Here is a 21,984-nt window from a genome sequence, read left to right on the forward strand (position 1 = left end):
GGTTGGTTCACTGGTCGGCGTCGGAGCCCGGGGCGTCGGCGTCGGCCGGTGCGTCGGCGTCGGCGTCGGCCAGGGCGGGGCCGATGGCCGCGGTGAGGTCGCGGACCGTGGAGGAGTCGAAGAGCAGCTCGATGTCGAGCGAGCAGCCGAGTTCCGCCTCCAGCCGGGAGACCAGTCGCAGGGCGCGCAGCGAGTCGCCGCCCAGCTCGAAGAAGTCGTCGTCCAAACCGACCTCCGGCAGTGCCAGGACCTCGCGGAACAGCCGGGCCACCAGCGCCTCGTGGTCCGCCGTGCCGCCGGGCCCGCCGCTCGGCGCGGCCTCGTCGGCGAACCCGGCCGGGGTGGGCAGGGCGAGCAGGTCGGTCTTGCCGGCCGGGGTGAGCGGCAGCTCGGCGAGGACGGTGACCGCCTCGGGGACCATGTACGAGGGCAGCGAGCGCCGCAGCCCGGCCTGGACCCCGGGGGCGTCGAGCGGGGCGCCCCGGTCCGCGGGCACCACCCAGGCGACCAGGCGGCCCTCCCGGACGGCGACCGCGGCGGCCGCCACCTCGGGCAGGGCCAGCAGGACCTGCTCGATCTCGCCGGGCTCGATCCGGTAGCCGCGCAGCTTGAGCTGGCGGTCCATCCGGCCGAGCAGTTCGATCCGCCCGTCGGGCAGGCGGCGGGCGTGGTCGCCGGTGCGGTACATCCGGCCGCCCGTGAACGGGTCGGTGACGAACCGCTCGGCCGTCAGCTCGGGCCGCTGCCAGTAGCCCTGGGCCACGCCGTCGCCGCCGATGCACAGCTCGCCGACGCAGCCGACCGGCAGCAGTTCGCCGTCCACGGTGTCCAGCACGTGCAGCACGGTGTTGGCGATCGGGCGGCCGACGGTGACCCGGGTGGTGTCGGCGGTGATCCGCTCGACGCTGGAGTACACGGTGGTCTCGGTCGGCCCGTACATGTTCCACACCGACTCGCCGCGCTCGGCCAGCGGCGCCGCCAGGTCCGCGGGGAAGGCCTCGCCGCAGCTGTAGAGCCGGGGGCGGCCGGCGCCCTGCCAGTCGGAGTCCAGCAGCGCCCGGTAGCGGGACGGGGTGGCCTGGAGCGCGGTGATGCCGTGCTCGACGCTGTAGCGGTCGAGTTCGCGGCCGCTCAGCCCGAGGGCCTGGCCGCCGACGTGCACCGTCGCGCCGACGGCGAGCGGCACCAGCAGCTCGGCCAGCGAGGTGTCGAAGCCGAGCGTGGTGAGGGCGAGGAAGCGGGTGTCGCCGTCGAGGCCGGGGTGACGGCGGGCCAGGCTGTCCACCAGGTTCGCCAGTGCCCGGTGGCCGACGGCGACGCCCTTGGGGCGGCCGGTGGAGCCGGAGGTGAACATCAGGTAGGCGAGGCCGTCCGGGGCTGCGCCCGGCAGCTCGGCGGCGGCGGGGTCGGCGGCCTCCTGGAGCATCAGGTCGAGGTCGGCCAGGTCCAGGGAGGCCAGGTCGACGGCGGTGCCGTCCCAGCCGGCCAGCGCGGGCGCGCCGGTCGCGTCGGTGAGCACCACGGCCGGGGCCGCGTCCGCCAGGACGAGGCCGATCCGCTCCACCGGGTGGGCCGGGTCGAGCGGGACGAACGCGGCCCCGGCCCGGGCGACGGCCAGCACCGCGGTCACCAGGTCGGCGCTGCGGCCCAGGCAGACGCCCACCCGGTCGCCGGGGCGCACGCCGCGCGCGGCCAGCTGCCGGGCCAGGGCGTCGGCCCGCCGGTCGAGTTCGCGGTAGCTGTACCGGGTCTGCTGGTCGACCACCGCCGGGTGGTCCGGGCGGCTGCGGACCGCGTCGTCGATCAGCCCGGACAGCAGGGCCGACGGCTCGCCGCGGTCGATCTCGCTGCCGTTCCAGGTATCGAGCTGGCGGGCGCGGGCCGCCTCGGGGACGGCGAGCAGCTCGCGGACCGGGCGGCCGGGCTGCGCGGCGATGCGGGTCAGCACCGCGACGACGTGGTCGAGCAGCGCGCCGGTCTCCTCCGGGGTGATCCGCCCGGCGTCCACCACCGCCTGGAGCTGCATCTCGGCGGCGGCCCGCACGACCAGGGTGACCGGGTAGTTGGTCCGGGTCTCGTAGCGGACGTCGCTGACCGTGACCGCGCCGTGGGAGAGCACCGCCTCGGTGCGGTCCGGGTAGTTCTCGACCACCACGACGGTGTCGAACAGCGGCACGCCGGGCGCGGTGTCGGCCCAGCGCTGGATGTCGGTCAGCGGGGTGTGCTGGTGGTCCAGCAGCGGGTGGCGGGTCGCGGCGTGGCCGGCCAGCCACTCGTCGCCGGGCAGCTCCCGGTCGATCCGCACCCGCACCGGGACGGTGTTGATGAACATCCCGAGCATCTGGTCCGCCCGGTGCAGGTCGACGGGGCGGCCCGAGACGGTCACGCCGACCACCACGTCGTCGCGGCCGCTGTGGCGCGCGACCGTCCCCGCCCAGGCGGCCTCGACCAGGCTGCTGAGCGTGGTCGCCCTGCCGGCGGCCAGCCGCCGCAGCGCGGTGACGGTCTCGGCGGGCAGCTCGGCCCGCACCGTGCGGAAGTCGCCGGACGGCTTGGCGCCCGGGCGCACGCCGGGCAGGCTCAGCGTCGCCGGCTCGCGGTAGCCCGCCAGGTAGCCGGTCCAGAACGCGCGGTCGCGCTCGGCCTCCTGACGGCCCAGCCAGGCGATGTACTCGCGGAAGGCGGGCGGCGCGGGCGGCTCGGCGGCGTCACCGGACAGTCCGGCGGTGACCTCGGCCAGCAGCAGCGCGGCGGACCAGCCGTCCAGCAGCAGGTGGTGGTACGTCCACACCACCAGGTGCTCGTCGGGCAGGCGCAGCACCAGCAGCCGCATCAGCGGCGGCCGGGCCAGGTCGAAGCGCTCGCGGGCGCGCTGCTCCAGCTCCTCGGCGACGGCGCGCTCCCGGGCCGGCTCGTCCAGCCCGGACAGGTCGCGGAACTCGATCGGCAGGTCCGCCTTGGGCAGCACCACCTGGTGCGGGGTGCGGATCCGCTCGCGGACGAAGGCCGTGCGCAGCACCGGGTGCCGGGCGATCGCCCGCTGCCAGGCTGCTCCCAGCTCCGTCAGGTCCAGTTCGCCGCGCACCCGGAAGGTGGTCAGCTCGACGTACAGGCCGTGCTCGGGGGAGGTGGTGCTGTGGAAGAGCATCCCCTCCTGGGTCGGCGAGAGCGGGTAGATGTCCTCGATGTCGTTCACTTGGTGTCCTCTCCTGACCGGAACAGGGCGAATACCCGGGCCAGGTCGTCTTCGCTGAGGTCCGCGTCCGAGAACGCCTCGCCCGCCCCCTTCGCGGGGGCCGGATCGGGCTCGGTGGGAGCGGTGGGCGGGGCGGGGGTGTCGGACGCCGGGGCGGCGGCGGGCGTGCGGTCCGCGCGCAGCCGGGCGGCGAGCTGTCCGACGGTGGGGTGGGCGAAGAGGTCGCCGGGGGAGACGGTCAGGCCCTGCCGCTGGAGTTCGGCGGTGATCTGGACGATCAGCAGGGAGTCGCCGCCGAGTTCGAAGATGCTGTCCTCGGGGCCGATCCGGGGGACGCCCAGCAACCGGGACCAGACCGCGGCGATCTGCTCCTCCAGCCCCTCGGGGCCGGTCGCCGGTGCGGACGCCAGGGCGGCCTCCGGCGCGGCCTGCGATGCGGTCGGGACGGGCGTGGCCGGCCCGGCCGCGCGGGGGCTGACCAGCACGTGCGGGAGGTGACGGTTGGCCAGGATCCGGTCGAAGGCCAGCAGGCCCTCCCGGGTCGGGATGCCGCCCTGCTCGGGCCCGGCGTCCGCGGCGTGCCCCGCGTCCGGGCCGGGGGCGGCCGGGGCCGGGCGCAGCACGAAGCCCTCGACGAGCACGGCCGGAGCGCCGTCCGGCCCGGCGACGACCACGTCGACGACCAGCGTGTCGCCCGCCCCGGCGTCACCGGAGCGGCGGTCGACCCGCACCACGGCCTCGGGGCCGAGCGGGCCGAGCACCACCAGGCGGCGGTAGGCGACCGGCAGATGGCTGCCGGTGCGGGCGGTGACGGCGCCGGTGGCGGTGTCCAGCAGCGCGGGGTGCAGCGGGTGCGCGGCCAGGTCGCCGTGGAACGCCTCGGGCAGGCGCAGCCGCAGCATCGCCTCGCCGCGCCCGTCCTCACGGACCTCGGTGACGCTCTCCCAGCGCGGCCCGGTGCGCAGCCCGCTGGCGCCGCCGGGCCGCTCCCCGGCGGCGGCGGACACCGCGACCTGCGGCACCGGGGCGCAGCGGGCCGCGAGGCCGTCGAGGTCCAGGCGCTCGGGGGAGTCGCCCCCGTACGGCGCGATCCGGCCCTGGGCGTGCGGCCTGGACGGCACGGCAGTGGAGCGCACCTCCCACAGGTGCCCGCCGTCGGGCGCCGGACGCAGCCGCAGGGTGACCTCGGGCGGGGCGTCGGCGGGCATCCGCAGCGGGTGGGTGAAGACCGCGTCCAGTTCGACCGGCCCGTCCCCGACCGCCAACCGGTGCCCGGCGACGGCGAGTTCGAGCAGCGCGGTGCCGGGCAGGACCGGGACGTCGCCGATCCGGTGCTCCTCGGCCGGCCAGGCGCTCTGCCCGGTGCGGCGCAGCCGCAGCTCCACCGTCCCGTCCGGCTCCGCCCGGCGGGCGTCGAACAGGGCGTGGTCGAGCACCTCGCCGCCGTCGAGCCAGTCGCGCCGGCCGGACCGCAGCGCCATGCCGGTCTGCGACCAGCGGTCCCAGCCGATCGACACGGCGGCCCGGGAGCCGGCGGCGAAGCTGTCCAGGAAGGCGTTGGCGCCGGTGTAGTCGGCCTGGCCGACCGCGCCGGTGACCGCCAGCACCGAGGAGCAGAGCACCAGCACCGGCCGGTCCACGGCCGTCAGCCGCTCCAGCAGGACGGTGCCGAGCACCTTGGGGGCGAGCACCCGCGCCATCTCCCCGGCGCTGCGCAGGGCGGTGACGCCACCGCCGGGCACCCCGGCGGCGTGGACCACCCCGGCGATCGGGCCGTACGCGGCCCGGACCCGGTCGAGCGCGGCGCCGAGCGCGGCCTCGTCGGTGACGTCCGCCTGGACGAGGCAGAGCCGGGCGCCGTGCGCGGTCAGCCCGGCGAGGGCCTCGGCCAGCTCCGGCGGGCAGCTCGCGGCGGGCGCCGCGTCCTCGGGGCGCAGGCTCCGCCAGCCGGCGCCGTCGGGGACGGCACGGCGGGTGAGCAGGACGAGCGTCCGGTCGGCGTCCTCGGCGAGGTGGCCGGCCACGGCCAGACCGATCCCGCCCAGGCCGCCGGTGACCAGCCACACGCCGGACGGCGCGGCGGGCTGCGGCCCGGCCGGGTCGGTGAGGACGGGCCGCTCCGGGGCCGGCACCAGGTGCGCCCGGCCGCGGACGGCGGTCAGCGGCGCCGCAGCGTGCCCGGCGCGCAGCTGCGCCACCACGGTCTGCGCCGCCAGGGCCAGTTCCTCGGGTTCCCGGGTCGGGCAGTCCAGGTCGAGGGCCTGGACGGTGACGCCGGGCAGCTCCTGCGGCAGCACCCGCACCGCGCCCAGCCCGGCGGCGGCCTGCGGGGTGCGGGCGGGCTGCCCGTGCACCCCGTGGGCGGCGTCGGTGACCAGCAGCATCCGCAGCGGCCGGCCGGGGAACGCCTCGCCCAGGGCCCGGGCCAGCTGGACCGGGACGGTGAGGGCGCGCAGCGCGCCGTCGGCCGCCTCGCCCGGGGTGGCCGAGCGCAGCGGCGGGGTGTCCAGGGCCCAGCAGGAGAGGACGGCGTCCGGCGCGGTGCCGCGCGCGGCCAGGGCGGCGGCCAGCGCGGGGAAGGCGGCGGGGTCGTCGGCGTCGAGCGTGAACGGGGTGCCGTGCGTGAGCGCGGTGGACGCCCCGGCGCGGACCAGGCTGACCTGGGCACCGGCGGCGGCGAGCTCTCCGGCGACGGCCTCGGCGAGGCCGGACTCGTCGGCGAGCAGGAGCACCGACGGCGGGAGCGGCCCGGTGCCGGACGGCGGCAGGGCCTGCGTCCAGGACACGACGTGCAGCCAGTCGTCCACGCCGCTCGCACCGTCGGAAACCTGCGCGGGCCCGGCGGGGCCCTGGACGGTGACGGCGGCGGGCTCGGCGGCGGTGGGCTCGAACCAGTGCCGGGTGGGCTCGAACGGGTAGCCCGGCAGAGAGACGTGCCGGCGCCCGGCGCGCTCGCCGAGGGCGGACCAGTCGACCTCGGTGCCCCGCTCCCACAGCCGGGCCAGCGCGGTGAGCCGGGCCGGCGGCTGGTCCGGGGCGGGCGCGGCGCCGCCGAGGGTGGGCAGCGCGGGGCGTCCGGCGCCCAGGGTCCGTACGGCGAAGCCGCTCAGCCCCCGGCCGGGGCCGAGCTCCAGCAGCGGGCCGTCGCCCGGCAGCGCGGCGAGCGCGTCGGCGAAGCGGACGGTGTGCCGCAGCTGGCGCGCCCAGTACTCCGGTGACGCGGCCTCCTCGGCGGTGAGCTCACGCCCGGTCAGGCCGGAGACGAGCGGCACGGCGGGCGCCTGGACCGGGACGGTGGCGACCAGCCGGGCGAACTCCTCCAGCAGCGGTTCGGCGTCCCGGGAGTGGAAGGCGTGCCGCACGGCCAGTTGCCGGGCGGCCACACCGCGCGCGGCCAGCCGCTCGGCGAGCCGCGCGACCGCCTCGGGGGCGCCGGCCACCACGCAGCGGTCGGGCGCGTTGACGGCGGCCAGCTCCGGCCCGGCCGGGTCGTCCAGCAGGGCGCGCAGCTCCGGCTCGGGCAGCGGGACGCTGAGCATCGCGCCGGGCGCCATGGTGCCCATCAGCCGGCCGCGTTCGGCCACCAGCCGGGCGGCGCCGGGCAGGTCGAAGACCCCGGCGGCGCAGGCGGCCGCGAACTCGCCGACGCTGTGCCCGGCGAGTGCGACCGGCCGGACGCCGAGCCCCGTCCACCACGCGGTGAGCGCGTACTCCACCGCGAACAGGGCCGGCTGGGCGGTCTCGGTCCGGTCGAACAGGTCCGGGTGGGCCGGGTCGAGCAGCAGCTCGCGCAGCGGCGCCGTGGTCCACGGCCGCAGGGCGTCCAGGCAGCGGTCGAGCGCGGCGCGGAAGAGCGGCTCGGCGCGGTACGGCTCGGCCGCCATGCCGGGGTGGCCGGCCCCCTGCCCGGGGTAGAGGAAGGCCACCTTCCGACCGGTTCCGACGGCCTGGACGGCCTGGGCGGCGGGGGACGCCTCGCCCGAACGCCCGGTCAGGACGGCGCGCCGCCACGGGTGGTGGCGCCGCCTGGTCTGGAGGGTGAACGCGGCGTCGCCCGCGCCGGGCGCACCGGGGGCGGCCAGCGCCGTGCCGATCCGCTCGGCGGCCCGGTCGAGCGCCCGCTCGCTCCTGGCGGACAGCGGCAGCAGCTCCCACTGCGCGGGCTCGGCGGCGGGCGCCGCGGGCAGCGGCGGCGCGTCCTGGAGGATCAGGTGGGCGTTGGTGCCGCCGATGCCGAAGGAGCTGACGCCCGCGATCCGGGCGCCGTCGCGGCCGGACCACGGCTCGGCCTCGGTCAGCACCCGGAACAGGCCCGGGGCCAGTTCGGGGCTGGGGCTCTCGAAGTGCACGGTCGGCAGCAGCGTGCGGTGCTGGAGTGCGAGCACCGTCTTGATCAGCCCGGCCATCCCGGCGCAGGTGTCCAGGTGGCCGACGTTCGACTTGACCGCGCCGAGCACCCGGCGGGAGTCCGGGGCGTCCGCGAACACCCGCCCCAGCGCGGCGAGTTCGATCCGGTCGCCGAGCGCGGTGCCGGTGCCGTGCGCCTCGATGCAGGAGACCTCGCCGGGCGTGACCCCGGCCACGGACTGGGCCGCCGAGACGACCCGGACCTGTCCGTCCAGGCTCGGCGCGGTGAAGCCGACCTTGCGGTTCCCGTCGTTGTTGACCGCCGAGCCGAGCAGCAGGGCCCGTACGGTGTCGCCGTCGGCGACCGCGTCGGCCAGCCGCTTCAGCACCACCACGCCGACGCCGCTGCCGAAGACCGTGCCGGTCGCGTCGGCGTCGAAGGGGCGGCAGTGCCCGTCGGCGGAGAGGATGCCGCCCTCGGCGTGCAGGTAGCCGAGCCCCTGGCCGATCCCGGCGGAGACGGCGCCGGCCAGCGCCACGTCGCACTCGCCGCTGAGCAGCGCCTCGGCGGCCAGGTGGACCGCGAGCAGGGCGGAGGAGCAGGCGCTCTGCACGCTCAGGCTCGGGCCGGTCAGGCCCAGCCGGTAGGAGGTCTGGGTGGCGAGGTAGTCCTTGTCCCCGGCGGCCAGCCACTGGACGTCGGCCCGGTCGGCCAGGTGGGCCGCGTTGGGCAGCAGGTGGTGCGTCAGGTAGGAGTTGAAGCCGGCCGAGGCGTAGACGCCCACGCCGCCCTCGACGCCGTCGGTCAGCTGCCCGGCGTCCTCCAGCGCGGTGACCGCGCACTGCAGGAACAGCCGGTGCTGGGGGTCCATCAGCTCGGCGTCGCGGGGCGGGATGCCGAAGTACTCGGCGTCGAACTCCGCGAGGCCCTCCAGCACGCCGCCCGCCCCGACGAACCGGGGGTCGGCCAGCCGTTCGGCGGGGACGCCCAGGGCCGCCAGCTCCTCGGGGCTCCGGAAGGTGACGCTCTCGCGGCCCGCGACCAGGTTGGCCCAGAAGGCCCCGGCGTCGGGAGCTCCGGGGAACCGGCAGGCGAGGCCGGTCACGGCGATCGCGTCCGGCAGGTCCGGCGGTGCGGCGGCCGGGCCCCCGGGGGCGTGGGTGGTCATCGGGCTTTCTCCTCATGGGTGGTGATGCGACGCGGCTCGCGGGGGTCCGGCGGCCGACACCCGGCACGGGGTGCGGGGTGTCGGCCGCCGGCCGTCGGGGTCAGCCGGTCGGGCCGGTGCCGGAGCCGCCTCGGCGGGCGGCGCGGCGCCGTTCGTGGTGCTGCCGGCGGTCGCCGCCGGCGGGCTGCGCGGTGTCGGATGCGGCGGTGTCGGGTCCAGCGGTGTCGGGTCCGGCCGTGTCCGAGGCGGGCTCGGGTGCCGATGCAGCCGGTACCGCCTGCGGCGCCGGGGCGCCGGCCGGCCGGTCCAGCAGCTCGGCCAGGTGACGGATGGTCGGCCGGTCGAACATCTCGACCACCGAGAGCTCCTGCCCGAAGTCCTCGGCGATCCGCCGCTGGACCCGGACCAGGTGGATGGAGTTGGCGCCGGCCTCGAAGAAGTTGGTGTCGACGCCGACCTCCGCCCCGTCCATCACCTCCCGCCACAGCTCGGTGAGCCGCTCCATCGCGCCGAGCGCGCTCGGCCCGTGCGCCGCCGCTCGCGCCACCGGTGAAGCCGGGGCCGCCGCGAGGGCGGGGGCGACGGGGACGGCGGAGACGACGGCGGGGGCGGGCACCGCGGCGCCCAGCCGGGCGAGCGCCGCCCGGTCGACCTTGCCGTTGGCGGACAGCGGCAGCGCCTCGACCGCCCGCACCCGCTGCGGAACCATGTAGCCGGGCAGCCGCTCGGCGAGCGCGTCGCGCAGCGCGGCCGTCCAGTCGGTGCCGGAGCCGGGCTCCTCGGCGGACGCGTTCAGCGGTCGGCCGCCGACGAGCGTGTGCAGCACGCGCTGGCCCTCCTCCAGCCGCAGCGCCTCGCGCAGTGGATCCGGGAAGACGTCGCCGATCGGGCAGAGCGCCACCGCGCAGTCGGCGGCGCGGTGGCGCAGCAGCTGCGCCATCGCCCCGGCCTCCAACAGGCAGAAGCGGTCGGCGAGTTCGCCGTACACCGGGGCGATCGCGGCGGTCCGGGAGACCAGGAAGACGGCGAAGCCGGCCTGGTCGAGCAGCGGCCCGTTGGCCTCGCTGTAGAGCGCCCGGTCCAGCGCCCGGGCCGAGCCCGGTGCTCCGTCGAGGGCGACCAGCGCCGGCCCGGCCGGGTCGACGTAGTAGGTGCCGGCCGGCAGGCCCGCCACCCTGCCGGGGGCGACGGCCAGGTAGGTCTGCACCGGGTACAGGCCGCCGGCCGAGCCGTAGGCGTACCGGGGCACGCCGTCCTCGTCCTGGCGGGCGAGCACGGTCAGCAGCGCGTGCAGGTCGGCCAGCCGCACGGGGGCGTCGGCGAACCCGGTGGCGGCGCCGCGCAGGGCGGCGGCCCGGCGCAGGTCCAGGGTGTCGGTCGGCAGGGCGAAGGGCAGGACCTCACGGCCCGCCAGGTCGGCGCGGCGGCCGGGCTGGCGCAGGCGCGCCTCCAGCCGGCGGACCCGTTCGGCGTCCAGGGCCGGGGCCGCCGCGGGAGCGGGGGCGGCGGGCTGCGGCCGGGCGGCCTCGCGGACCACGAAGGCCGCGAGCCGGGCGCCGAGCCCGTTGCCCTCGACCAGCGCCGCCGCCTCCCGGACGCCGTCCATCCGGACCAGCGCCGATTCGATCTCGCCCAGCTCGATGCGCATGCCGCGCACCTTGACCTGGCAGTCCTCCCGGCCGAGGAACTCCAGCTCGCCGTCGGGCAGCAGCCTGGCCAGGTCGCCGGTGCGGTACAGGCGCTCCCCGGTGACCGGGTGGGTCGGGAACGCCCGGGCGGTGAGCTCGGGGGCGTTGCGGTACCCGACGGCCAGGCCCACGCCGGTGATGAACAGGGCGCCGGCGACGCCGACCGGGCGCGGCCGGAAGGCCTCGTCCAGGACGACCATGCCCTGGTTCCGCATCGGCCGCCCGTACGGGATGCTCGGGCGGCCCGGCTCGACCGCGCCGATCGGGTGCAGCACGGACCAGATCGACGCCTCGGTGGCGCCGCCCAGGCTGATCACCTCGGCCTTGGGCGACAGCGCGCGGACGTGGTCGGGCATGCCGACGGGGATCCAGTCGCCGCTGAGCATGACCAGGCGCAGCGACTCCAGGTCGGCGGCCGGGTTGCCGCCGGCGTACGCGAGCAGCATCTCCATCAGCGCGGGGACGGAGTTCCAGACGGTGACGCCGTGCTCGGCGACCAGCCGGGACCAGCGCGCGGGGTCGCGCTCCTCCCCGGGCCCGACCAGCACCAGCGCGGCGCCGGCGGCGAGGGTGCCGAACAGGTCGTAGACCGAGAGGTCGAAGCCGAGCGAGGAGAGGCCGAGGACGCGGTCGGCGGGGCCGACCCGGAACCGGTCGTTGACGTCCACCACGGTGTTGAGCGCGCCGCGGTGGTCGATCATCACGCCCTTGGGGTCACCGGTGGAGCCCGAGGTGTAGATGACGTACGCGAGGTCCGCCGGGGTGGTGGGCGCCGGGGCCGGCTCGGCGTCGGCCGGGGCGGCCAGCGCCTGTTCGAAGCCCAGCAGGGTGACCCCGGCCGGCACCGCGCCGGCCGCGTCCCAGGACTCCCGGGCGAGCAGCGCGGTGGCGCCGGCGTGTTCGAGCGAGCGGGCGACGCGGGCGGCCGGCAGTCCGGCGTCCAGCGGCAGGTAGGCGCCGCCGGCCCGGATCACGCCGATCGCGGCCGCGACCTGCTCCCAGCCCCGGTCGGCGCGCACGCCGACCAGGTCGCCGGGGCCGACGCCGGCCCCGCGCAGCGCGTGGGCCACGGCGGCGGAGGCGCGCTCCAGCTCGCCGTAGGTCACGGTGCCGGTGGCGGAGACCACGGCGGTCCGCTCGGGGGCGGTGCGCGCCTGGGCGAGGAACGGCTCGTGCAGCAGACCGTCGGGCCGCGGGCCGTCCGTGGCGTTGAGCGCGCGGTAGGCCTCGGCGTGGGCGGCGGGCAGGGCGGCCAGGTACGGGTCCGTCCAGGCGTCGGGCCGCTCGGCGAGGGCGGTGAGCAGGCCGGTGTAGGCCTCGAACATCGCGTCGAGCAGGTCCTCGGGGAAGAGCTCCTCGACGGCGTCCCAGGTCAGCCGCAGCCGGCCCTCGTCCTCGGAGATCTGGTGGTCCAGCCAGACCTGGGGGGTCTGGGTGATGGTGTGGGCGACCCGGGCGCCGAGCTCCCGCAGCACCTGGCTGCCGCCGACCTCGCCGGCGCCGAGCTCGCTGGTGAAGACGACCGGCATGGCGGCGTCGGCCACCCCGCGTCGGCGGGCCAGGTCGCCGCCGACCCGCACGCCGCTGACCAGCTGGTGGTCCAGGTCCTCCCAGAGCCGGTCCTGGAGCCGGCGGGCCCGCTCGGCGAAGGAGCCGGCGGTCGCGCCGTCCACCTCGAAGAGGCTGAGCGCGGTGAAGTCGCCGACCATGGCGGCCAGGTCGGGGTGGTCGCCGACGCGGTTGAACAGGGTCAGGTTGAGGGTGAAGCGGTCGGCCGCCGCCCAGGTGCCGAGCACGGTGGCGTAGGCGGCCAGGGCGAGCGCCGAGGGTGTGACCCGGCCGGCGGCGGCCCGGCTCTTCAGCCGCTCCCACAGCTCGGCGGGCAGGTGCGCCTCGCGGCGGTGGAACCTGGTCTGCGTCAGCTCCTCGGGACGCCGCGCCAGCGGCAGCGCGGGGGCGGGCGGCAGGGTCTCCAGGCGGCCGTGCCAGTAGTCGAGGTCGCGTTGCAGCGCGGGGCCCTCGCGGCGGGTCCGCTCGGCCAGCACGTAGTCGCGGAACGAGAGCTCCATCGGGCGCGGGTCGAGCGAGCCCTGGTAGATCGCCAGCAGCTCGCGCAGCAGGATCTGCACGCTGCCGCCGTCGGCGATCAGGGTGTCGATGCTCAGGTGCAGCCGGGCGTCGGTGCCCTCGGTCCGGCTGGCGTGCAGCTCGAACAGCGGCCAGGTGTCGGCGGGCAGCACCTGGTGCGACATCCGGGCGCGGGTCCCGGCGAGGGCGGCGGCCCGCTCGGGCTCCGGCAGCCCGCGCAGGTCCTCGACGGCCAGCTGGTACGCGGGCACCTCGGGCAGGATGCGCTGGGTGCCGTCCTCGGCGAAGACCAGGCGCAGCGCGTCGTGCCGCCGCACCAGGGCCTGCCAGGCGTCCTGGAGGCGCAGCGGGTCGACGTCGGCGACGTCCACTTCGAGGTAGAGGTGGCAGGCGACGTCGCCGCCGACGGCGCCGCTGCGGCCGATCCAGTACGCGCGCTGCACGTCCGTCAGCGGGAAGGGCTCGTGGCGGCGGGCCGGGTCGGGCAGCAGCTCGACCGGTTGGGCGGGCGCCGCGGTGGCCCCGCCGGCGCCCAGCGCGTCCACGGCCCGGGCGAGGGCGGCGACGGTCGGCGAGTCGAACAGGGTGCGCAGCGGCAGCTGGACGTCCAGGTCGCGGCGGATCCCGGCGACCATGCGGGCGGCCAGCAGGGAGTGGCCGCCGAGCTCGAAGAAGTCCTCCTCGGTGCCGACCTCGTCGAGCGTCAGGGCCTCGCGCCAGATCGCGGCGATCCGCTCCTCGGTCGGCGTGGCGGGCGCGGTGCGGTCGCGGCCGGCGGCGGGGACGGTCTCGGGGGCGGGCAGCGCCGCGCGGTCGACCTTGCCGTTGCCGGTGAGCGGCAGCGCGTCGAGCGGGATGAACCGGGACGGGATCAGGAAGCCCGGCAGCTGCCCGGCCAGGGCGGCCCGCAGCTCGGCCGGGGCGGGCGGCGCGGCCGGGTCCTCGGGCACCAGGTAGGCGGCCAGCGCGGCCCGGGCGGTGCCCAGGCCGTAGGCGGTGACCACGCACTGGCGGATGCCGGGCAGCGCGGTGAGCGCGGCCTCGACCTCGCCGGTCTCGATCCGGAAGCCGCGGATCTTGACCTGGTGGTCGTTGCGCGAGAGGTACTGGAGGCGGCCGTCGGGCAGGGTGCGGACGAGGTCGCCGGTGCGGTACAGCCGGGCGGCGGGGTCGGCCGAGCCCGGGCCGGCTGACTCGGAGCCGGCCGACTCGGGGCTTGCCGAGGCGGGGTCGGTCGCCTCGGGGTCGGCGACGAAGCGTTCGTCGGTGAGCCGGGGCAGCCCGAGGTAGCCAGCCGTCACCCCGGCGCCGCCGATCAGGAGTTCGCCCGGCACGCCGACGGGCACCCGCCGCCCGTACGGGTCGAGGACGCGCACGGTGGTGCCGGCGATCGGGCCGCCGATGGTGACCAGACCCTCGGCCGGGTCGACCTCGGCGGTGGTGGACCAGACGGTCGTCTCGGTCGGCCCGTACATGTTGCGGATCGGGCCGCCGAGGTGCTCGGCCAGCCGGCGCACCAGCTCGGCGTCGAGGGCCTCGCCGCCGAGCAGCAGCTGCCGCAGGCCGCGCAGGGCCTGCGGGTCGGCCTCGTCGAGCAGGGTGCGGGCCCGCGAGGGGGTGCACTGCAGGTGGGTGACGCCGTGGGCGCGCACCAGCGCCGTCAGCTCGGTGTCGGCCGCGACCGCGAGGGCGGCCGGGGCGGGGGCCGGTGCGGCGGCCGCGGTGCGGCGCAGCTCGGCCAGCCGGGGCAGGGCGGCCAGCGCGACGTCGGTGTCGACGCCGAAGTCGACCAGGCAGCCGATCTCGTCCACGCCGGCCGCGGCCAGCCGGTGCACCAGCGGCAGGCACTCCTCGGCGGTGCCGATCAGCGAGCCGTGGCCCAGGTAGCGGGCGCAGGCGTGGTCGAGCAGGGCCTCCTGGTCCTCCGCGGTGAAGTCGCTGCTGCGCACGTCCATGCCGAGGCCGCGGGCCAGGTTCTCGATCAGGCCGACCGAGCTGCGCAGGTAGTCGCGGAACGGCTGCCAGGCGTGCGCCCGGACGTCGGCGGCGTCCGCGCCGACGTAGCTGTGCAGCATCAGGGTCACGTGCGGCTCGCCCGGGTGGCCGGCCTCGTGCCAGGCCTCCCGGTAGAGGGCGATCTTCTCGCCGAGTTCCTCGACGCTCTGGCCCAGCAGGTGGGTCAGCAGCCGGGCGCCGACCCGGCCGGCCGTCCGGCAGGTCTCGGGGTTGCCCGAGGAGGTGAGCCAGTACGGCAGCTCGGCCTGGACGGGGCGGGGCAGCACCTGGACGTCGACGGTGCGGCCGCCGGGCCCCTCGAAGGGGAGCCGCTCGCCGCGCCACAGCCGGCGCACCTGCTCGATCCCGCTGACGGTGAGCGCCTGGCGGTCCTGGTAGGCGTCCTTGGCGAGGACGAAGTCGTCCGCGTGCCAGCCCGAGGCGAAGGAGAGCCCGACCCGCCCGCCGGACAGGTTGTCGACGACCGACCACTCCTCGGCGACCCGGACGGGGTGGTGCAGCGGCAGCACCACGCTGCCGGCCCGGATCCCGATCCGCTCGGTGGCCTGGGCGATCGCGGCGGCCAGCACCGAGGGGGCCGGGAACGGCCCGCCGAAGGCGTGGAAGTGCCGCTCGGGCAGCCAGACGGCGGAGAAGCCGTTGGTGTCGGCGAAGCGGGCGCCGTCCAGCAGCAGCCGGTACTGGTCGGGGCCGGGCTCGGCGCCGGCGGTGTCGCTGGCGAAGTAGAAGAGGCTGAACTCGGGGACGGCCGGGGCGTCCTGCGAGGCCGGTGCGGCCGGTGCGGCCGGGGCGGGGGCTGCCGTGCCGGGGTCGGGGTTGACCACGACGCGGTGGCCCCGGCTGAGCGTCCAGAGCAGTTCCAGGACGGAGATGTCGAAGGAGACGCTGGTGACGGCCAGCCAGGTGGCGGGCTCCCCGTCGTCCGCCAGCACGCGGTCCATCGCCGCCAGGAAGGCGGTGAGGTTGCGGCGCAGCACGACGACGCCCTTGGGGCGGCCGGTCGAGCCGGAGGTGTGGATGACGTACGCGGGGGCGTCCGGATCCACGGGTGCGGCTGTGGGCGCGGGTCCGGCGGACTCGGCCGGGGCGTCGAGGTCGAGCAGCGGGGCGCCGGCGGGCGCGGCGTCCCGGGTCGCGGCGTGCACCACGACCACGGCGGGCTCGGCGTCCTCGACCACGTGGCGCAGCCGGGCCGCCGGGTAGTCCGGGTCGAGCGGCAGGTAGGCGGCGCCGGCCCGGAGCACGGCGAGCATGGCGGCGGGCAGGTCGGTGCCGCGGCGCAGGCACAGGCCGACCCGGTCGCCGGGCCGCACCCCGGCGGCCTGGAGGCGGGCGAGCAACTCGTCGACCCGGGCGTCCAGTCGGGCGAAGGTGAGGGCCAGCTCCGGGCGGCCGCCGGGCAGCACGGCCTCGGCGTCCGGGCGGGTGCGCACGGCCTCGGCGAAGGCCGTCACGACGTCCGGCGCGTCCGCGGGCAGCGCCGGGCCGTCGCCGGCCGAGGCCAGCAGGGCCTGCTCGACGGGGGTGAGCGCGAGCAGTTCGGAGAGCCGCAGTCCGGGGTCGGCGGCGCCGCGGGCCAGCACCCGCTGAAGCGCCTCGGTCAGCGTGCGCACGGTGTCGTCGTCGAACAGGTCGCCGCTGAACTCGCAGACGCCTGCCGTGAGTTCGCCGTCACGGGCGAGTTCCAGGCTCAGGTCGGTGCGACACAGGCCGTTGTCCAGCTCGACCAGCTCGACCGTGACGCCGGGCAGGGCGATGTCGGGGGCGGGGACGTTGCGGTAGCCGAACTGCACCTGGTAGAGCGGGGCGTGGCTGAGGTCGCGGTCCGGGCGCAGCTCGCGGACCAGGCGCTCGAAGGGCACCTGGGCGTGGGCCAGCGCGCCGAGCGAGGTCTCCCGCACCCGGCCGAGCAGTTCGCCAAAGGTCGGGTCGCCGGAGAGGTCCGAGCGCAGCACCAGGCTGTTGACGAACATGCCGACGAGCCCGGCGAGTTCGGGCCGGTCGCGGCCCGCGGTGGGCACGCCGACCACGACGTCCTGCTGGCCGGAGTGGCGCATCAGGACGGCTTGCCAGGCGGCCAGCGTGACCATGAACGGGGTGGCCCGGGCCGCCCGGGCCGCGCCCTCCACGGCCTCGGTGGTGGCGGCGTCCAGGGTGAAGTGCACCCGGCCGCCCCGGTGGCCGGGCACGGCCGGCCGGGGCCGGTCGGTGGTCAGCTCCAGGACGTGCGGGGCGCCCTCCAGCCGCTCGCGCCAGTAGCCGAGCGGCTCGGCCAGCGCGGTGTCGGTGAGTTCGCGGCGCTGCCACTGCGCCCAGTCGGCGTACTGCACGGCGAGCGGCTCGGGGGCCGGGCCGCCCTCGCGGAAGGCCCGGTAGCGGGCGCAGAGCTCCTCCACGAGCACCGCGCGGGACCAGGCGTCGCCGACCAGGTGGTGGTTGACCACGACCAGCAGGGCGCGCTCGGGCGCGGAGCGGATCAGCAGGGCGCGCAGCAGCGGGCCGTGCTCCAGGTCGAACGGCAGGGCCGCCTCCCGCTCGGCCAGCGCGCGCTCCTCGGCCTCGCTCCAGCCGGCCTCGCCGCCGGCCGGCTCGACCACCCGCAGCACCGGGGCGGTGCGCTCCAGCACCCGCTGCACCGGGCCGTCCTGGCCGGCGGCGATGACGGTGCGCAGCGCCTCGTGCCGCTCCACCAGGCCGTCCAGCGCGGCCTCCAGCGCGGCGACGTCCAGCGGGCCGCTCAGGCGCAGGCCCACGTACTCGTTGAACACCCCGAGCCCGGGGGTGAGCTGCTCCAGGAACCAGAGCCGCTCCTGGCCGAAGGACAGCGGCGCCGGCAGCGCCGGGTCGCGCGGCGGCACGGCGGGGGCGGTGGCGGCGGGGCCGGCCGTGGCGGCCGGGGTGGTGCCTGCGCGGCCCCGGGCGCGCGCCTCGAAGGCGGCGCGCTGCTCGGGGGTGAGCCGGGCGAGGCGGTCCTCGCGGCGGCCTGCGGGGTTGGTCACTGGTTCTCCAGGTCGGCGAGGATGCGGTCTTCGATCTCGGTGGCGAGGTCGGCGACGCGGCCGCCCTCGAAGAAGACCCGGGCGGGGACGTCGACCTCGAACTCGGCCCGCAGCCGGGCCGCGATCTGGGCGGCCAGCAGCGAGTGCCCGCCGAGCTCCAGGAAGTCGTCGTCCACCCCGACCCGGTCGAGGCCGAGCAGTTCGGCGTAGATCTCGGCCAGGCGCTCCTCGGTCGGGGTGGCCGGGGCGGTGTACGGCGTGGCGAGCTCGGGGCGGGGCAGGGCCGCGGTCCGGGGGGCCTCGGCGGCCGGGGCGGCGGAGGTGCGCAGCGTGCCGTCCGCGATCGCGGCGCCGGCCCGGGCCACCACGGCCCGTCCGGGCGGGCCCTCCAGCAGGGCGGCGAAGGCGCGGGCGCCCTGCTCGGGGGTGAGCGCGCCGGCCAGCATGTCGGCCTGGAAGGCCCGCAGGGCCTCGGGGACCTCGGCCCGGCTGGCCATGCCGACGCCGGCCCACATGTCCCAGTCGACGGCCACCGCGTGGCGCTCGCCGCGCGCGGCCTCGGCCTCCGCGACGGCGGCGAGGTAGGCGTTGGCGGCCGCGTAGTCGGCCTGGCCGTAGGTCGGGATCAGGGTGGCGAGCGAGGAGCAGAGCACCAGCACCTCGGCCTCCCCGGGCCGCAGCGCGGCGAGCAGGTGGCGCAGGCCGGCGGTCTTCGGGGCGAGGACTGTGCGCATGCTGTCGTCGGAGCGCAGCTCGATGGAGCCGCCGCCGGGCACGCCGGCCGCGTGGACGACGCCGTCGATCCGGCCGAAGGCCGAACGGGCCTGTTCCAGCGCCCGGTCCAGCGATTCGGCGTCGGTGACGTCGGCCTGGACGGCCAGCACCTCGGCGCCGCTCTCGCGCACTGTGGCGAGCGCGGCCTCGTCGGCGGCGCCGCGGCCGAGCAGGACGAGCCGGGCGGCGCCGGCCCGGGCCAGGGCCCGGGCGAGGGTCAGGCCGATCCCGCCGAGGCCGCCGGTGAGCAGCCAGGTGCTGCCGGCCCGCACCCGGGCCGGGGCGGTCGGGACGGGGCGCTCGGCGGGCTCGACCGTGCGGGTGAGCAGGGCGCCCTCGCGCAGGGCGAGCAGCCGGGCAGGGCCGGTGAGCACGGCGCGCACCACCGCGTCGGCGGCGGCCTCGTCGAGCGCGGCGCCGACGGCGAGGTCGACCTGGGTGCAGCGCAGGTTGCGGTACTCCTCGCCGAGCACCTGGACCGGGCCGCTGAGCAGGGCCGCGGCGGGCCGGGGCTGCTCGCCGGGGGCGGCCGGGAAGGCCCCGGCGGTCACGACGCCGAGCCGGACCTCGTTCAGCACGCTCTCGGCGGACATCGCCCGGGCGAGGTGGACCAGGCCGAAGTAGCCGGCGGTCTCGTCCGGCGTCTCGTCCAGGCCCCAGGCGTACAGGACGGCGGTGGGCGTGCGGACCAGGCCGCGCAGGTCGGCCAGCAGCTTCGCGTACTGGGCCGGGTCGGCGGGGTCGAGCTCGTAGACGCCGCGGCGCACCCGGCGGTAGGCCGGGCCGGGCCGGACGGTGGTGACGATCTGGCCGCGCGCGGTCAGCAGCTCGACCAGGGGCTGGGCGGCGGCGGCCCGGTCCAGCAGGACCAGCCAGGTCTGGCGGCGGCCGGCCAGCGGGTCGTCCCCGGCGCTCTCGCCGAGCGGGCGCCAGTCGACGGTCGCGTGGACGGCGTCGAGGTCCGCGGCGGGCAGCGCGGTGGCGGGCGCCCGGCCGGGGACGGCGGGCTCGATCCAGTGCGGGAGCCGCTCGAACGGGTAGCCGGGCAGGTCGGCGGGGCGGGCGTCGGCGTCGACGGGCTCCCAGTCGACGGCGGCGCCGTGCGCCCACAGGCTGCCGAGCGCGAGGACGGCGCTGCCGGGCTCGTCCTCGGCGCCGCGCCGCCCGCGGGTGGGCAGCGGCGGCAGGGCGAGCCGCGGCCCGGCGGTGCCCTCGGCGGCCGCGCGGGCCAGGTCGGTCAGCACGCTGCCGGGGCCGGTCTCCACCAGCACCATCCGCTCGTCGAGCGCCGCCAGGCGGGTGAGCCCGTCGTGGAAGCGCACCGGGGCGAGCATCTGGCGCACCCAGTAACCGGGGTCGGTGGCCTGCTCCGGGGTGATCCAGTCACCGGTGAGGTTGGACAGGAACGGCACGGTGGGCTCGTGCAGCGTGACCTTGGCGAGCTCGGCCGCGAACTGCTCGGCGGCGGGCGCGCACAGGGCGCTGTGGAACGCCCGCTCCACCGGCAGGCGCAGGGCGCGCAGGCCCCGCTCGCCCAGCTCGGCGGCGGCCCGCTCGACGGCCTCGGCGCTGCCGGACAGCACCGAGGCGCCCGGTCCGTTGACGGCGGCGAGGTCCAGGCCGTGCGCGGCGGCGAGGTCGGCCGCGGCCGCCTCGTCCAGCGGGACGGCCAGCATCGCGCCGGGCGCGCTCTGCTCCATCAGCCGGCCGCGGGCGGCGACCAGGGCGAGCGCCTCGGGCAGGTCGAGGACGCCGGAGAGCAGCGCCGCGGTGTACTCGCCGAGGCTGTGGCCCAGCAGCGCCGCCGGGCGCACGCCCCAGTGCCGCCACAGCGCGGCCGTGGCGTGGCCGACCGCCAGCACGGCGGGCTGGGTGACGGAGCTGCGGCGCAGCAGGTCGGCGTCGCCGCCGCGCAGCAGCTCGACCAGGTCGAGGCCCAGGTGCGGGCGCAGCAGGTCGGCGGCCTCGTCCAGGGCGGCCCGGAAGACCGGGTGCGCCCGGTGCAGGCCCAGGGCCATGCCCGGGTACTGCGCGCCCTGGCCGGGCAGCAGGAAGGCGACGGGGGCGGCGCCCTGCCCGGCGCGGGCCCGGACCGACTCCCGGCGGCCGGCGCCGCGCAGCGCGGCCACGGCGGCGGCGGTGTCGTCCGCGACCACGACGCGGCGCTGGACCAGCTGGCGGCGGCCGGTGCGCAGGGTGCGGGCGACGTCGGCCAGCGGGCGGTCCGGGTGGGCGGCGAGGTCGTCGGCGAGCCGTTCGGCGGCGGCGTCCAGCGCGGCGGCGGTGCGGGCCGACAGCGGCAGGGCGACGGGGACGGCGTCCGGTGCGGCGGCCTCGCGCGGGGCCGGCTCGGGGGCCTGCTCCAGGATCACGTGCGCGTTGGTGCCGCCGATGCCGAAGGCGCTGACGGCGGCCCGGCGCGGGCCGTCGGCGACCGGCCAGTCGGTGAGGCCGGCCGGGACGAAGAACGGGCTGTCGGCGAGGCCGAGTTCGGGGTTGACGGCTTCGGCGTGCAGGCTCGCCGGGATGCGGCCGCCGCGCACCGTCAGGATGGCCTTGATCAGGCCGGTGACGCCGGCGGCGGTGTCCAGGTGGCCGAGGTTGGACTTGACCGAGCCCAGGCCGCACCAGCCGGTGGCGGACCTGTCGTCGGCGTCCTGCTCGGCGCGGAAGGCGGCGGTGAGCGCCTCGACCTCGATCGGGTCGCCGATCGGGGTGCCGGTGCCGTGCGCCTCGACGTAGCCGATGCTGTCCGGGGCGACGCCCGCGACGGACAGCGCCTCGCGGATCACGGCGGTCTGGCCGGCGACCCCCGGGGCGGTGTAACCCGCCTTGTTCGCGCCGTCGTTGTTGACGGCCGAGCCGAGGATGACGGCGTGCACCCGGTCGCCGTCGGCGAGCGCGTCGGCGAGGCGCTTGAGCACCACGACGCCCGCGCCGTTGCCGAAGACCGTGCCGGCCGCCTCGGCGCCGAAGGGCCGGCAGTGCCCGTCCGGGGACTCGATGCCGCCGGGCACCGGCAGGTAGCCGGAGCGGTGCGGCACGGTGACGGTGACGCCGCCGGCGAGCGCGAGGTCGCACTCCTCGGACAGCAGGCTCTGCACCGCGAGGTGCACCGCGACCAGCGAGGTCGAGCAGGCGGTCTGCACGCTGACCGCCGGGCCGCGCAGGTTGAGCTTGTACGCGGCGCGGGGGGCCAGCTGGTCGGGCTGGTTGCCCTGGAAGAGCATCGGCACGCCGAGGGAGTCCCGCAGGTCGGTGCGCGGCAGCAGGTTGTGGATCAGGTAGGTGCTCAGCAGCGACCCGGCGTAGACCGCGATCGGCCCGCGCGCCCGGTCGGGGTCGCAGCCGGCGTCCTCCAGCGCCTCCCAGGCGCATTCGAGGAAGATCCGCTGCTGCGGGTCGATGACCGAGGCCTCCAGCGCGTTGTAGCCGAACAGCTGGGAGTCGAAGCCGGCGACATCCGCCAGCACGCCCTTGGCGGCCACGTACCCGGGCTTGCCGGCCTCGCCGTCCGGCACCCCGGCGGCCCGCAGCTCCTCGGGGCCGAACCGGCTGATCGCCTCGGTGCCGGAGGCCAGCAGCTCCCACAGCGCGTCGACGGAATCGGCTCCGGGGAAGCGGCCCGAGAGGCCGACGACGGCGACCCGGCCGTCGGTCTCGGCCTCGTCGGGGATGACCGGCTGTGCGTTCAAGGTGTTCTCCGT

4 protein-coding genes are annotated in these 21,984 nt (G+C 77.7%); all 4 read right to left on the minus strand.

All coding sequences use genetic code 11. From position 1 onward, the window contains the following. Positions 1–7: 7 nt before the first annotated feature. On the minus strand, positions 8–3,196 hold the full coding sequence (locus AC07BF_RS05390; protein WP_478332985.1) for a non-ribosomal peptide synthetase: 3,189 nt from the start codon (positions 3,194–3,196) through the stop codon (positions 8–10). Beyond that, positions 3,193–8,712, minus strand: a complete 5,520-nt coding sequence (locus tag AC07BF_RS05395; protein WP_478332986.1) for a type I polyketide synthase — start codon at positions 8,710–8,712, stop codon at positions 3,193–3,195. The genes AC07BF_RS05390 and AC07BF_RS05395 overlap by 4 nt, the downstream gene beginning before the upstream one ends. Positions 8,713–8,812: 100 nt before the next feature. Continuing rightward, positions 8,813–17,503, minus strand: coding sequence for an amino acid adenylation domain-containing protein (locus tag AC07BF_RS05400; RefSeq protein ID WP_478332987.1), 8,691 nt, complete (start codon positions 17,501–17,503; stop codon positions 8,813–8,815). Then, positions 17,500–21,972 carry a type I polyketide synthase gene (locus AC07BF_RS05405; RefSeq protein ID WP_478332988.1) on the minus strand — a complete coding sequence of 1,491 codons (4,473 nt, stop codon included), beginning with the start codon at positions 21,970–21,972 and terminating at the stop codon, positions 17,500–17,502. Before AC07BF_RS05405 ends, AC07BF_RS05400 begins: the two co-directional genes overlap by 4 nt. Positions 21,973–21,984 lie beyond the last annotated feature (12 nt).

The sequence above is a fragment of the Kitasatospora sp. NPDC043950 genome (genome assembly GCF_056435345.1).